Source organism: Microbispora siamensis, from assembly GCF_016863095.1.
GTDB classification, from domain to species: domain Bacteria; phylum Actinomycetota; class Actinomycetes; order Streptosporangiales; family Streptosporangiaceae; genus Microbispora; species Microbispora siamensis.
The window spans coordinates 113342-128167 of sequence record NZ_BOOF01000024.1 but is presented as its reverse complement, the minus strand read 5'-3'; the positions used below and the strand labels follow the sequence as shown (position 1 = coordinate 128167).

10 protein-coding genes are annotated in these 14826 nt (G+C 71.7%); 4 read left to right on the top strand and 6 right to left on the bottom strand.

Going from position 1 to position 14826, the window contains the following annotated elements:
• Window positions 1–3 precede the first annotated feature (3 nt).
• Window positions 4–957 carry a lysylphosphatidylglycerol synthase transmembrane domain-containing protein gene (locus Msi02_RS20720; protein ID WP_308441819.1) on the top strand — a complete coding sequence of 318 codons (954 nt, stop codon included), beginning with the start codon at window positions 4–6 and terminating at the stop codon, window positions 955–957.
• On the opposite strand, the gene Msi02_RS20715 is transcribed toward Msi02_RS20720, so the two are convergent.
• From Msi02_RS20715 to Msi02_RS20690, 6 genes are read right to left on the bottom strand one after another with little or no spacing between them, the layout of a single operon-like run.
• Window positions 921–2003 (bottom strand): glycosyltransferase family 4 protein, encoded by a 1083-nt coding sequence (locus Msi02_RS20715; RefSeq protein WP_204049858.1) that lies wholly within the window; start codon window positions 2001–2003, stop codon window positions 921–923. The genes Msi02_RS20720 and Msi02_RS20715 overlap by 37 nt on opposite strands.
• Window positions 2000–2935, bottom strand: coding sequence for a glycosyltransferase family 2 protein (locus Msi02_RS20710; protein WP_079320787.1), 936 nt, complete (start codon window positions 2933–2935; stop codon window positions 2000–2002). Before Msi02_RS20710 ends, Msi02_RS20715 begins: the two co-directional genes overlap by 4 nt.
• Window positions 2936–2992: 57 nt before the next feature.
• Window positions 2993–3919, bottom strand: a complete 927-nt coding sequence (locus tag Msi02_RS20705; RefSeq protein WP_204049857.1) for a permease-like cell division protein FtsX — start codon at window positions 3917–3919, stop codon at window positions 2993–2995.
• On the bottom strand, window positions 3906–4760 hold the full coding sequence (locus Msi02_RS20700; protein WP_204049856.1) for a permease-like cell division protein FtsX: 855 nt from the start codon (window positions 4758–4760) through the stop codon (window positions 3906–3908). The genes Msi02_RS20705 and Msi02_RS20700 overlap by 14 nt, the downstream gene beginning before the upstream one ends.
• Entirely contained in the window at window positions 4757–5644 is an 888-nt protein-coding gene (locus tag Msi02_RS20695; protein ID WP_204049855.1) for a permease-like cell division protein FtsX, read from the bottom strand. The genes Msi02_RS20700 and Msi02_RS20695 overlap by 4 nt, the downstream gene beginning before the upstream one ends.
• 16 nt (window positions 5645–5660) lie before the next feature.
• A complete protein-coding gene (locus Msi02_RS20690) occupies window positions 5661–7721 on the bottom strand; it encodes a hypothetical protein (RefSeq protein WP_204049854.1) in 2061 nt (686 codons plus the stop codon).
• A 223-nt stretch (window positions 7722–7944) separates the two neighbouring features.
• Here Msi02_RS20690 and Msi02_RS20685 point away from each other — a divergent pair, with 223 nt between their 5' ends.
• The 3 genes from Msi02_RS20685 (at window position 7945) to Msi02_RS20675 (ending at window position 14766) form a co-directional block, all read left to right on the top strand.
• Complete coding sequence (locus tag Msi02_RS20685) at window positions 7945–9705, top strand: hypothetical protein (RefSeq protein ID WP_239108567.1); 1761 nt, start codon at window positions 7945–7947, stop codon at window positions 9703–9705.
• Window positions 9706–10041: 336 nt separating this feature from the next.
• Window positions 10042–11976, top strand: a complete 1935-nt coding sequence (locus Msi02_RS20680) for an LCP family protein (RefSeq protein ID WP_239108566.1) — start codon at window positions 10042–10044, stop codon at window positions 11974–11976.
• A gap of 309 nt (window positions 11977–12285) precedes the next feature.
• The gene (locus Msi02_RS20675) at window positions 12286–14766 is read left to right on the top strand and encodes an acyltransferase family protein (protein ID WP_204049853.1); all 2481 of its coding nucleotides are present in this window, start codon (window positions 12286–12288) and stop codon (window positions 14764–14766) included.
• Window positions 14767–14826: the final 60 nt, after the last annotated feature.

Here is a 14826-nt window from a genome sequence, read left to right as displayed (position 1 = left end):
CGCGTGCCGCGCCTGCTGAACCGCCTGCGCTCCAGCCCGCTGCTCCGGGTGCTGCTGGCCCTGGTCGCGCTCGCCTTCCTGGCGTACGGCCTGGCCCGGAACTGGACGGAGACCTCAGCCGCACTGTCGCGGCTGTCGTGGTGGTCGCTCGGAGTCTCGTTCCTGGCCGTGCTCGCCGGGCTCTGGTTCATGCTGGCCGCCTGGCGCGACATCCTCGCCGGGCTCGGCTCGCCCCTGCCGCTGCGCGTGGCGGCACGGGTGCTGTTCGTCGGCCAGCTCGGCAAGTACATCCCCGGCTCGGTCTGGGCGTTCGCCGCGATGATCGAGCTGGCCCGCGACCACGGCGCGCCACCACGACGGACGTTCAGCGCCACCGCCCTCGGCCTGGTGACCTCCCTCGGCTGCGCGCTCGCCCTCGCCGCGGCCACGCTGTCGCAGCAGATCGCCAGGCAGGCGTGGTGGCTGCTCGCGCTGGTCCCGCTCATCCTCGTCGGCCTCCACCCGCGGGTGATGACCTGGGGGCTCAACCTCGCCCTGCGCGTCGCCCGCAGGGAGCCGCTCGACCGGGTCCTCAGCGGCACGGAGATGGCCAAGGCCGTCGCCTGGACGATGGCCGGCTGGCTCGTGTACGGCGTGCACCTGTGGGTGCTCATCGGCGGCATGCGGCCCGCGGGCCCGTCCCTGTACGCCGTCGCTGCCGGAGCGTACGCGCTGGCCTGGGCCACGGGCATCCTCACGGTCGTGGTCCCCGCCGGGATCGGCGTGCGGGAGGGTGCCATGGTCGTGGCGCTGGCGCCGGTGCTCGACACGCCGCGGGCGCTGGCGATCGCCGTGGTGTCCCGCGTGATGTTCACCGTCGCCGACGCGGCCTGGGCCGGGCTCGGCTTCCTGCTCGCCCGCGGCCACACCGCCCCGGCCGCTCAGCTCTCCGACGCGGCCAGCAACGTGTCGAGGTAGACGGCCCAGTGCGGCTCGGGATCGACGGGCGCGACGCCCGCCCGCAGTCGCTCGGGCGTCCCCGGCTCGTAGAACCGCTTGATCGCCTCCGCCAGCGCGCCGGCCGAGCCCGGCTCGACCAGGAGGCCGTCCACGTCGTCGCGTACGTTGTCGGGCAGCGCCCCGACCCGGGTGGCGATCACCGGAACGCCGTGCTCGTGACCGAGCCACACGTTCTGGCTGGCGGTCGCCGACCGGTAGGGCAGCACCAGCGCGTCGGCCTCGGCGAACAACCCCGGCACGTCCTCGGCCGCCACGTATCCCGGCCTGATCTCGACCCTGCCGGCCAGGCCGAGCCGGGCGATCAGCGCGCGGGTCTCCTCCAGGCCGCCCCAGAACTCGCCGGCCACCGTGAGCCGTACGTCGGGCACCTGCGCGAGCGCCTCGAGCAGCAGGTCGAGCCCCTTGTAGGGCCGGACGATGCCGAAGAACAGCAGGCTGCCCCTGGAGCCCCGGCCCGCCGTCTCTCCGGCGCCGCGCGCGGGCAGGTGCGGCGCGAGGGCGGCCACCCGCACCGGCGCGCCGGTGAGCGCGCGGGCGAGGTCCGCCTGCTGCTCCGAGTGGGCGAGCACGCCGTCCACCCGGCGCAGCAGCGCCTTCATCAGCGGCCTGTCGTACGGCTTGGTCTCGTGCGGCAGCACGTTGTGACACAGCGCCACGACCCGGGCCCGGCGGCGCAGGCCGTACAGGATGCCCAGGTACGCGGGCACCTGCACCGGGCTGAGCACGGCGAGCACGACGAGGTCGGCCCCGCGCAGCCGCCGCCCGCAGGCCACCCAGCCGTCCGGCCGCCGCCAGTCGAGGTCGCGGCGGGTGTCCGGGTACGGCTCGCCCTCGGGGCTGTCGATCGTCTGCTGCCCGGGATACAGGAACGAGGGGTACTGCGCCCGCCACGACTCGATGACCACGTCGTGGCCCCGCGCCCGCAGCCGGTGGGCCAGCTCGGTCGTATGCTGCGCCCCGCCGCCCTTGTACGGATACGTCGGGCCGACGATCGCGATCCTCACACATCACCCCGAGATCGCACGATCAGGTCGGCCAGCAGGGCCACCGCCCCGATCAGCATGCCGGACAGGAAGGTCACGACGGTGTTGCTGGTGAGATAGAAGCCGAGGTGGCTGATCATGTCGTACACGCCCTTGACCAGGCCGATGCCGACCAACCAGAGCGCGGGCGGCATGAGCACCTTGAGCGGGTTGAAGTACATGACCATCCGCAGCACCTGCAGGATGTAGCGGTAGGCGTCGGAGACGAAGTTGAACTTCGACTTCCCGGCCCGCTTCGAATACTCGATCGGCAGGTAGTAGACGTCGTGCTGGTTCGACATGAACGCCAGCGTGATCGTCGTGACGCAGGAGAAGCCGGGGGGCAGCAGCCGCAGGTACGGCTTGGCCACCGACTTGCGGAAGGCCCGCAGGCCCGAGTTGAGGTCGGGGATCTTCTGCCCGGCCAGCCGCTCGGCCACCTTGCGGATGAACCACTTCGCCGGCACCCGCAGGAACTTGTGCGAGCCCTCCTCGGTGGTGCGCGCGCCCACGACCTGGTCGATCGTCGAGTCCTTCTCCAGGATCTGGACCAGCTCGGGGATGCGCTCGTTCGGGTAGCTCATGTCGGCGTCGGTCCACACGACGATCTCGCCGCGGGCCTCCTGGCTGCCGATCCTGCGTACGGTGCCCGAGCCGCCGTTGCGGTGGAACGCCCTGATCCGCATGTTCGGGAAGCGCGGCGCGGCCTCCTGGAGACGCGCGAGCGTCTCGTCGGTGGAGCAGTCGTCCACGGCCAGCAGCTCGTAGGTGTACCCGCTGGCGTCCATGGCCGCGCAGATGCGCTCGACCTCGTCGATGACGTGGTCCTGCTCGTTGTAACAGGGCAGGACTATCGTGACGTACGGGGTTTCTGCGGGAGTCACGGCGCTTCCAGAGGTCTCGGGCGTGGTCACGTCGGGTTAGGGTACTCTGCCCGACCAAATCGCGGTCTCACTTCGAGGACGCCGTCGTCACAGCCGCCTGTCCTTCGTGGTCGCGTCGACCGGGCCCACCAGCAACACCCCGGCCGCTCCGCGCAGCGCCCGCCGGACCTCGGACAGCACCGGCGGGGTCGTGAACTTCACGTAGAAGACCTCGGGAAGGTAGGCGGCGAAATCTTCCTCCGGCACTATCCGGCGACGCCACATCGGGGCCTGGTGGGAGCGGGCCTGGAAATAGACCTTCTCCGGCCCGGGGAGATCGCCGATGCGGTCCAGGATGGCGTTCTTCTCGGCGAGAGTGGCCAACCCTCGCCCCTCGCAGGGCCCTCCCTGCCCTTCGCTGAGGTCGGCCCGGGGGCACAGCTGGACCATGACGTCAGCCTTGCCCGGCCAGTAGTCGTCGCGGATCACGAAGGCGTTGGACACCCCCGCCGCCTTCGAGAGGCGGCGGACCAGCGCGCGCCAGTCCCCCGGACCCACCCGCGCGATGTAGGACGCGGACTCGTCCGCGGGGTCCGCGCCTTCCAGCAGCTCGGGTCTGTCCCGCAGTGCCTCTCGCGTTCGCCTGAACTCCTCCGCCTGCGACACGAAGCGGACCTTCTCGACCTCCGGCGCGCCCCCGAGCAGCGCCCGCACCTTCCGTATCTCTCCCGGCGTGGCGGCTCCCCGGTCGTCACAGGCGTCGAACACGGTGGAGCGCGCGCAGAAGTACACGGCCAGTTGCCCCGTCTCCGGCCACGGGCCGTCCGGCGGCGGCAAGGGCGTGAGCGCGCTCGTGCGCGGCCACGGATCGTCCGGCGGGGGCCCCTCCATGGCGGATGCGAACGGGGACGGCGACGAGACGGACCGAGGCGGTGCGGCCGGCCCGGCGGTCCCGCAGGACGCCACCAGAAGCACCGCCGTCACGACCGCGAGAGCTCTCACCTGGAGGCTCGGTGAGCCCTCACGGGTGACCATGCCGGACCACCTTCACGACGCCCGGCATCCCGGCGAAGGCCCGCTGCACCTCGGCGAAGTCCCAGTGGCCGGCGAATTTCACGTGGAAGGCCTCCGGCATCAGGTCCGGCTGGAAGATCTCGGGCCGTTCCCACCACTGCGCCTGACGCAGGACCTCGGTCGCGTGTTCGGCGTTCTCGAAGTAGATCTCGTCAACGCCGGGCAGGGCGCGGATGCGGTCGAGCACGGTCTGCCGGTCCGCCGGGCCGCCTTCGCAGTCCTTCCAGCACAGCCGGACCGCCACGTCGGCCTTGTCCCACCAGAAGTCGTCCCGGTAGGACTCGACGTAGAAGACCCCCGGAAGCCGCTGCACCTCACCGAGGACCCGCCGCCATTCCCCCGGCGCCAGGACACCGCCGTACACCGCGCGCTGCAGCAGATGCTCGTCGAGCACGTCACCGATACGCCGGTCCTGACGAGCGATGGCGAGGGCCTGCGCCGGCGTGAGTCGCCGGTATCCGCTGGTCTCCGCGTGACTCGCGAGCACGCGCTCGACCTCGCGCCGCTGGGTCGCCGTCGCCGCGCCCGACGGGCAGTACTCGTCCAAGGACTGCGATTCATCGGGTAACTGCGCGTCATAAGGGGACGGAGGCCCGCACAGGTGGACCAGGAACGTGCCGGCCCGGGGCCACGGCCCGTCCGGCGGGGGCGACGGCTCCCGGGAGGCCCGGTAGGCGAACACCCCTCCGGCCCCCAGCGCCGCGACGAGCACGACCGCCGCGAGGACGAGCGGCCCTCTCCGCCGACCACCGCTCTCAACGATCGTCAGTTCCTCGATTTGACACTCCTCGGGAAGGGTCATGACACCGACACCACGGCGGCGACGCCGGGCACCCGGACGAAGATTCTCTCCATCTCGGCCTTCGTCGGTGGACGGTCGAACGCGACATAGAACGCCTCGGGCAGAGTGCGCGGGTCGAGGTCCTTCGCGTCCGCCTCCCAGTAGATCCGCCGCCTGTTGACGAGCGCATAGGCGACGTCCTCGAAGTAGACGGCCTTGACCCCGTCGAGATCCCTGATGCGGTCGAGCACGGCCGCCTTTTCCTCTTCCGAGATCCTCCCTTCGCGTCCATGACACGGCGGATAGTCGCTGCCGATTTCCGGGCAGAGCGCGATTCCGACGTCGGCGACTCCTCTCCAGAGGCTGTCGCCGTAGATCTCTGCGGCAAGGACGCCATGCAAGTCCTCAATGCGAAGCCGGAGCACCTCCCAGTCCCCGGGACCGAGGGTGGCTTGGTAGGACTCGGGCATCTCGTCGACTCTCGTTTTCCGCACGAACTCCAGACCCGCCGGGTCATCACCGGCGCTCCTCCGGAATCTCTCGTACGCCTGCTCCTTCGTCTCGAAGGAGAAACCACGGATCGGCGGGAGCGACCTGAGCGCGGCCTCGATCGCCCGCTTGTCATCGGCGGTCGCGGCACCGTACAGACACTCCGGTGCGTACTCGTCCGAATCGTCCGCGCACAGGAAGACCGACAACCTCCCGGTGAGGGGGACGGGGGTCTCGGGCGGGGGCAGCGGCCAGCGGGAGTTCTGGTAGATCCGCCATCCGGCGAGCCCGAGTCCGGCGAGGAACACGACCACCAGTCCGGCGACGACCAGCGGCTTCCGGAAAAGGTCTGTCCTCGCTTTCGGATCACGACGATCGTCGCCGAAGGACAATTCCTCCATCGCAGGGGAATTCACACGCCGAACCCTAGATCTATTGGGTGGGAACGGTCATCCAGACGTCGATGTTGAGCGACCAGGTGCCGTTGGGCGGGTCCACCAGCGAGCGTTCGTCCTGCCGGGTGTGCAGGCTCATCACCCGGGTCGCCGGGCCGTACGCCATGAGCTGCTCGGGCTCGGCGGCGAGCAGCACGGGCACGCGGCCGGTGCGCCGGACGGCCTCCACCAGGCGCAGCACGTCGGGCGGGCGCGGGACGTCGGGGCCCCGGACATAGACCACCCGGGCCGTCGGCAGCCCGCACTGCCCGCGTACGACCTGCGTCAGCCGGTCGCCCGTGACCCGCTCGGCGATGAGCACGGAGGCGTTCGCCGGGATCGCGCGGCACAGGCCCGCCACCGCGGCGGCCTCCCCTCGGTTGACCGGCGTGAAGGCGGTGCCGATCGAGGTGATCGCGGGCGGGACCGCCAGCAGCAGCGCCCCCGCCGCGACGGCGGCCCGCGAGCGTCCCGGACGGGCGGCGAACCAGCGCGTACGCGCGAGCCGCCGGGAGAGCCATCGCAGGCCCCAGACGGCGAGCAGCACCAGGCCGGGGATGACGATCGGCACCAGCCTGCGGGAGGCGAAGGGGTGGTCGGGGGTGATCGCGGGGCGCCAGAGCGTCGTCACGGTCGTCCACCCGATCACGGCCAGCGGCAGCAGCCAGCCGAACTCCTCTCCCTCCATCAGGTCGCCCCTGGTCAGGCGGCGCGCGAGCACGGCCGCCGCCACGGTCGCCAGCACGACGGCCGGAATCCCGATGTACCAGAAGACCCAGTCGAGGGAGTGCTCGTAGTACAGCCGGGACATGTCCTTCCCCAGGCCGTTGGCGACCTGCGTCTTCTCGATGAAGTCGGCCGTGAGCCTGTCCTCGGGCGTGACCGCGTCGCGACGCACGGTCTGCACCCAGGGCCGTACGGCGAAGCCCGCCATGACCAGCACGACCAGCGCCGCGGCGGCGTTCGGCAGCCACGCGGCTCCCGTGCGGAGCCGGCGCGCGCGGGCGGCGATCCAGGGCGCGAGAGCCGTGCCGGCGACCGTGAGCGCCACGACGACGGCGCAGATCGCGAGCAGGGGGATGAGCGAGCCCGACAGATACTCCAGGTAGGGCCGGGCGAGGACGTAGCCGCCGGTGAATCCCCACAGACCGCCCACGACCAGGCCGATCAGCAGGGGCAGGCCCAGCCGTCCCTCCGGGAAGGGCCTCGCGCGAGGTATCCGCCGGAGCGCGATGAGCACCCCGGCGAAGGCGAGCACGGGCAGCACGTCGCGCAGGCCGTCGATGCGCACCAGCAGCGCCAGCCCGAACGACAGCCCCGCGAGCGCGGCGGACGAGAAGCCCGCGCCAGGCAGTGCCGCTCTGAGCCGGGCCCGCGCGTCGAGCAGCAGGTTCATCGCGCCGAACAACAGGATCAGCGAGGGGATCTCGCTGAACGTCGTCCGCGACGTGTAGAGGATCGGCAGGCTGACCGCGAACACGAGGGCGGCAAGGGGGGCCCAGCGCGTGCCCGCGAGCCGCGCGGCGGTCCCGGCGACGGTGAGCACCGCGAGCGCGCCCAGCACGGGCGGCACGAGCAGCAGGCCCGGGACGCCGCCCAGCCAGTGGCCGATCGCGTAGGTCATCGGCGGCCCGGCCATGAACTGCGGGACGATCCCGCCGCCGGTCACGTAGACGCCCATGCTGTCGAAGCGGAGCGCGGGATCGGGACCGCCGAAGTCCCCCAGCGGGATCGGGAGCGACCCGTGCCGGGCGAGCCAGATGGCGTACTGCGCGTAGGTCGACGGGTCACGCCGGATGATCAGCTGCTCGCTGTGCAGGAGCCCGTTGAACACTCCCGACCCGAGTGCCACGGCGAGTGTGGCCGCCGTCGCCCACCGGTGCGGCGCGGCGGTCCGAGGCAGGCGGCGCAGGCCGTACGCGCACAGCAGGAGGGCGGCGGCGCCGCCGAGCAGCGCCATGGGCAGCGGCCGGAACCATCCGAGCAGCAACAGCGGCAGCCCGGCGAGCAGCCACCCGCTCAGCGCGAGTGCGGGCACGACGGAGACGGCCACGAGCATCCTGCCCGCCGCCTCCTGCTCCGATGGCAGCCGTGTGCGACCACGAGAATGGCCGGATCTGTGCACTGGAATGCACCCGAGACTAGCGGCCCACCCCGGCGCCCCGCCTTCACCAGGCGGCCCGCCCGCTCCGCGCGTCGCGGTTTTCCACAGGCGCATCCGGCCCCCGCACGGGGGTCGGACGGACCCGGTAGCGTACGCCGGGAGGCAGGCAGGGGGGCGCATGAGGGTGTCGGACAGCCGGGGCTCGGCGCCCTGGCCGGAGCGGGGCGAGCACCCGCACGAGTGCCCCGAGCCCGCCCGGCCCGGCGAGCGGCCGTCTTCCGGGCCGCGCACGCCGCCCGCGGAGGAACGGCTCGCGGAGGGAGCGCTCGCGGAGGGACGGCTCGCGCGCCTGCGAATCGTGGGCGAAGGACTGGCGGGCGGGCGGCTCGGGAACTGGATGCGTAGGCGTCTCGCGCCTCGCGATCCGCTGCACCCGGTGGCCTGGGCGCGTACGGATCTCCGGGGTTGGGCGCGCCGGCATCGATGGTTCCTCGTGGTCTTCGGGGTGGGGGCGCTCCTGCGGCTGGTGGCCGCGCTCGGCTACCGGCCCGCGCTGTGGTTCCCCGACTCCTATACGTACGTCGTGACGGCCATGCGGCCGAGGCCGGACCTCGTCCGCCCGGCGGGCTATTCGATGTTCCTGAGGCTCCTGGAGGCGTTCCACAGCTTCGCCCTGGTCGTGACCGTGCAGCACGTGCTGGGGCTGCTCGTCGGCGTGATGCTCTACGTGACCGTCCTGCGGCGCGGCGGTCCTTCGTGGGCGGCCGTCCTGGCCTGCGTCCCGGTGCTGCTCGACGCGTACCAGATCGAGCTGGAGCACCTGCTCGTCTCCGATTCTCTGTTCACGTTCCTGGTCGTGGGGGCGGTGTGCCTGGCGATGCGCCGCCCGCTGACGCCGCGCTCGGCCGCCGCGCTCGGCCTCGTACTCGCCGCAGCCACGCTCACCAGGACCGTCGGGCTGCCCCTGATCGCCGTCTTCGCGCTCCTCCTGCTCGCGTACGGCGTGCGCCGTGCGAACGGGACGAGCGGGGCGAGCGGGGCGGCCCGCCCCGGCAGAGCGGCGGCCAGGCTGACCGTGCCCTTCCTGGTGGCCGCGCTCCTGCCGGTCGCGGGCTACGCGGGCTGGTTCTACACGACCTACCAGCGCGTCGGGCTGGTCGGCTCGAACGGCGTCTTCCTCTACGCCCGCACGATGGCGTTCGCCGACTGTTCGGTGATGAAGCCGCCGGCCGACCTCGCCGTGCTGTGCGACTCCCGGCCTCCCGCTTCCCGGCCGGCGTCCCAGGAGTACATCTGGAACGCCGAATCCCCACTTGTCCGGCTGCCCGGCATCACGTTCACCAGGGAAACCGACACCCTGGCCGGGAGGTTCGCCTCGCTCGCGATCCGCAGCCAGCCGCTCGACTACCTCGGCAGCACGCTGACCGAGCTCGGCAGGTCGTTCACGCTCGGGCGGCCCGTCTACCCCGACGCCGAGACGTACGGGTACTACGAGTTTCCGGACACCGTGCCACCGCCGCCCGGTCGGCACCCCGCCGTGAAGGGCAAGGAGTTCGCCCAACGGTACGAGCGCGGGTCCCTCGCACTGCGCATCTCCGAGCCGTTCGCGGGGCTGATGCGGGCCTACCAGGACGTCGCGCGGCTGCCGGGGACGGTGCTGCTGCTGATCCTCCTGGTGCCCCCGGCCGCCTGGGCCGTACGAGCCCGGGCGGCGCGGACGCGACGGCCGCCCGCGAACCGCACGCCATCGAACCGCACCCCTTCGAACCGTGCCTCCTCGAATTGGGGCATCGCCTGGGCGACGGCCTGGGCGCTGCTGCTCGTCCCGCCCGCCACGGCCCAGTTCGACTACCGCTACGTCCTGCCCGCGGTGCCGCTCGCCTGCCTGGCCGCCGCCCTGTCCGTCCGCGGAGTACGCGGACCCCGCCGACGGACATGACCCACGCGACCTGGCCAAACGGCGCTCAAAACATCAAATCCAGGTAAAGGCAAACTCAATCCCATACCCAAAATGTCGGTGTTTAGTATGCTCTGCCCCTGGATCAGGGGGACGTGGCACGGCGTGATCGCGGCCCGGATCCTCCCAATCGCGGCGCCCGCAGACGCTCCAGTGACCTACCCTCGGAGCGCGACGTGTGATCGCCAGGCAAGGAGGACAAGTGTGCGAGCGAACCAGTAATCTTTCCGGCCTCTCGCCCACTCGTCCGGTCGCCACACCGCGCCATCGGCCCGCCACACTGTGCCGTACGGCCGCCGCTCGCCGGGCAGGCGCGCGATGAGCGAGCGCAGGCGCGTCGGGGCGCGTTCCAGCCCTCCGCCGGCTCCGTCCGACCAGAGAGTCTGGGGTCCCTCCCAGGACGGCTCGTACGACGGCGCCTTCGAGCCTCCCCGGGGCCGCAGAGGGGCTCCCGCCCCCGCCGGGTACGCGGACATGCCGGTGGCCACCGCCCCCGCCGGCTACGCGGAGATGCCGGGGAGACGAGGCGGACAGCGACCACCCAGGGACGACTACCCGCCCGAGGCGTACGACGAGGGACGCCGCCGAGGCGGTCGGCGTGCCGAGCCGAGCGGTCCGCCCGAGCCCCCCTATGAGGAGGAGGAGCCGCCCCGGCGGCGCGGCCGCAGGCGCGGCGGCGACGAGGAGAGCGGCTACGGCCCGGCTCCCACGGCACCCACCGTCGCGAGCCGCGCGTCCGGGGGCGGCGGCGGCCTCCCTCCGGACGGCAAACCGCCCCGCCGGCGCGGCGGGGGCGGCGGCGGCCGGTCGGGCCTGGGGATCGGCGGCTGGATCAGCGTCGTGCTCACGTGCGTGCTGGTCATCGGCACGCTGACGGCCTACAAGGTCTATCGGAGCACGATCGGCCTGATCAACAGAGGCGCGTCCACCGACGACCTCGACAAGAACCGCCCCGTCAACGAGACCGGCGCGATCAACGTGCTGCTCGTGGGCTCCGACACCCGCGCGGGAGACAACAAGAAGTACGGCCAGCACCTGGTCAACGATGGTGAGCGCACCGACACGATCATGCTGCTGCACGTGTCGCCCAACCGCGACGGGGCGACACTGCTCAGCTTCCCCCGCGACTCCATGGTGATGATCCCCGCCTGTTACAACAGGAACAGGACGCTCATCCCGGCGCACCTCGGGATGATCAACTCCGCGTTCTCCGACGGCGGGATGATCTGCACGCGCCGGACCATCGAGAGCCTCACCGGGATCCGCGTCCACCACTACGTGAAGGTGGACTTCACCGGCTTCAAGAACATCGTGAACGCGCTCGGCGGCATCGAGATCTGCCTGCCGCAGGCCGTCAACGACAAGAAGGCGAAGCTCGTGCTGCCGGCCGGCAAGCAGATCGTGAAGGGCGAGGCGGCGCTCGGCTACGTGCGGCTGCGCTACGGCCTCGGCGACGGCAGCGACATCTCCCGCATCAAGCGCCAGCAGGTCTTCATCTCCCAGGTCGTCAAGAAGGCGACCAGCAGCGCCCTGCTCACGGACGTCGGCAAGCTGCAGAACTTCATCGCCGCCGCGGCGAAGTCCGTCACGATGGACGACGCGCTCAACACCGAGGAGCTCATCAAGATCGCGCAGAGCGCGCAGAAGCTCTCGGCGAAGGGCTTCAAGGCCACCACCGTGCCGTGGGAGCCGTACGTCGCCGACAAGAACCGCGTCCAGTGGAAGCAGCCGGCCGCGGGCAACCTCTTCAAGGCCATCGCGAACGACACCGAGGTGACCCCCACCGCCAGCGCGGCCCCGAGCGCGGCCGCTTCGCCGTCCGGGCCGGTGGTCACCAAGCCGCAGCAGGTCAAGGTGCAGGTGTTCAACGGCACCAACACGTCCGGGCGGGCCAAGGAGGTCGCCGAGGAGCTCGCCGCGCTCGGCTTCAACGTCGTCGGCGTCGGCGACGCGAGGAAGCCCGACGGCACCGACCAGCCCAAGACGACGGTCCGTTACACCGGACAGGGCTGGAACTACTCGAAGATCCTGGTCGGCAAGCTGGTCAACCCCGTCAGCCCGGAGACCGGCAAGGTGGCGGGCGGCCCGGCCACTCCGTTCACCCCGTCGTCGCCCCCGCCGGACGCGCCCAAGGGCAAGGTACGCGGGCCGATCATCCAGCTCGTCATCGGCGCCGACTGGCAGGGCGTCCGCTCCCCCATCAACCTGGGCGACAACGTCGTCACCTCCGACACCAACCCCTGCGCGAGCTGACCCGCGTCGCGCTCTGTCCACAATCCGGCCGGGGCTCCCCAACCGTCCACCAGGACAAAGGGCCCCGGCCCGTTCCGTTTCCGGCGGCCTGACAACAGAACCGACAGACTTCACAGGAGTTACGTTCGGCCTCAGAGGCGACATCGGTCTTCAAGAACGTTAGGGTGAACACCTGGCGAACGCGCCCTGTTCGCCCGTTCGGGCTGATGCGCCGGGGCGCCTTCGCTAGTGTCCGAAAGGACGCGGCGACGCTACGCCAGGCGTGGCCGTTCCCCCCGAGCCTCCAACAGATAGCTGAGCGTTTCTCCCGTGAGTGACACCCGCCATCAACCCTCGGTTCCCGGATCCCCGCAAGGCGCCGACCCCGATGCCGAAGAGGCTCCCACCGGAGTGATAGGCCGCATCACCGGAGACTGGCCCGCTCCGGGCGGCGGCCTGCCGCGGCGGGAGCCGAAGACCGCGGGCGGTCCGGAAGCGGAGCAGGGCGCGGGCCGACCCGGCTCCCAGGCACCCGAGCGGCACGAGCACGGACGTCACGAGGGCGGCTTCCCCGCGCCCGGTGACGAGAGCGCCGCCGCATCGGCACATGGGCGCCACGAGAGCGGCGAGAGGGCCCCGGGAAGCACGGCAGGCCCGGGTGGCGCGGCAGGCCCGGCCACCGAGGCGGGTAACGCCGAGGGCCCCGGCGCCGCACAGAACAGTGCCACGCAGAACAGCGCCGCGCCGACCGGTTCCACGCCCGCAGGCCCCCCGCCGTACGAGAAGCAGCCCCTGCCCGTGCGCAAGCCGCGGAGCGCCGAGGGCCCCGGCGCCGCACAGGCCGCACAGGCCGCACAGAGCAGCGCCGTGCCACACAGCGCCGCGCCGACCGGTTCCGCGCCGCACGACAATGCGTACGAGAAGCAGCCCCTGCCCGTACGGAAACCGCGCAAGCCGGGCGCCTCCCGCCTGGGCATGCCGCCCGCGTCCGCCCCGCAGCCGGAGGGCTTCGACTACTTCTCGGCGGGCCGGGCCGCGGATCGTCCGGGCGCCTCGCGCGTGAGCGCCGCCGACGGTCCCGCGTGGCCGCAGACGTTCCCCGAGAACGGTCCCCGGAACCTCTCGGACGCCTTCCCCGGCGCCGCCCGGCGGTCGTCCGCCCCCGGCCCGCAGGACGGCTCCGACGTCCCCACGCCTCCCTTCGGCGACTCCCCGGCCTTCCCCACCCCGGCCTTCGGCACCGGGCCCGAGCCGCTGGGGACGGGGCTCGCCGGCTTCCCCGAACCCCCGGGCTTCCCCGAACCTCCAGGCTTTCCGGAGCCTCCGGCGGCCGCTGCCGGCAGGACGGCGAACCCCTTCCTCGACACTCCCCCGTCCGGCGCCGGCCCGGCCTTCACGCCGGACGACCCCTTCGGCGCCGCGCCGTTCCCCGAGACCACCCGTGGCCCGCGCGGCGGGCGAGGCCTGCCGGACGCCTTCCCCGGGGCCGCTCCGCAGGCGGCCTTCAGCCCCGCGCCCACGCCGGACGCGCCAGGCGCGCCGGCCCCGGCGTGGCCCGGCCAGGAGGCCGACCCCGCCCAGTGGGACCCCTGGCGGCGTTCTCAGGACGGCGCCGGCGGCGCGAACGACCCCCGCCAGACCGGCCCGCTCGGCAGGCCGCTGCGCGACCCGCTGCCCGCCTGGGCCGAGGCGCCCGTCCGGCCGGACGACCCGTTCGCCCGGGGTGCGGGACAGCAGGGCGGCCTGGAGGACGAGCCCGAGCAGGAGCCCGCGCCCAGGGCCAGGAAGCCGCGCGACCCCTACCTGGACAACGTGAAGTTCGTCGGCATCGCCCTGGTGCCGATCGGGCACTCGCTGGTCCCGACGCTGGCGGCCGACTCCGCCCGGGCGGCGTACCTGTTCATCTACGTCTTCCACATGCCGCTGTTCGTCATCGTCAGCGGCTACCTGTCCAGGAACTTCTGGAACTCCAACGCCAAGACCAACAAGCTGGTCGACACGTTCCTCGTGCCGTACGTGATCGTCGAGCTGGGGTACGCCCTGCTGCGCACCGCCTTCGGGCACAAGTTCAGCCTCACGATCATGGATCCTGCCTGGTTGAACTGGTATCTGCTCGCGCTGCTGTTCTGGCGACTGTCCACACCCGTGTGGAAGCGGATGAAGTATCCGTTCGTCATCTCGGTCGCCGTGTACCTGTTCGCCGGGTTCTCCGAGCTGACCGGCGACTTCAGCATGGACCGCTTCTTCGGCCTGATGCCGTTCTTCGTCCTCGGCCTCGTGCTCAAGCCGCAGGTCTTCGACTTCCTCAAGCAGCGCTGGGTGATGGTGCTGTCGGTGTTCGTGCTGCTGGGCGCCGCGGGTGTGGCGATCTTCCTGGTGAAGAACTACTCGATCAAGCTCGGCCCGATCTACTACAAGAACAGCTACAAGGACCTTCACCTGGTCTGGTGGAAGGGCATGCTGCTGCGGACAGGCCTGCTGGTGGCCGCGCTGGCGATGTCGGCGGCCGTGATGTCGCTGATCCCCCGGCGTCAGACGTGGTTCACCGACCTCGGCACCCGCACGCTCTACTGCTACCTGCTGCACGGCGTGCCGGTGATGATCGCCAAGGAGATGGGCTGGCTCAGCTTCTCCTGGCTGTACGGCCCGCTCGGGGTGGCGGCCATCGCGTGCTCCTGCTTCGCGCTGGCCATCGTGCTGTGCCTGCCGATCACCCGTACGGCGTTCAAGTGGCTGCTCGAACCCCGGCTGACCTGGTTGTACCGCAGGCCGAGCGGGCAGGTGCCGCAGCCGGCGAACACCGGAAGTTAAGCGGCATTTCGAGGGGTATTCACCCAGCGCATCCGGTCATTTCGGACGGTGCGGTCAGCC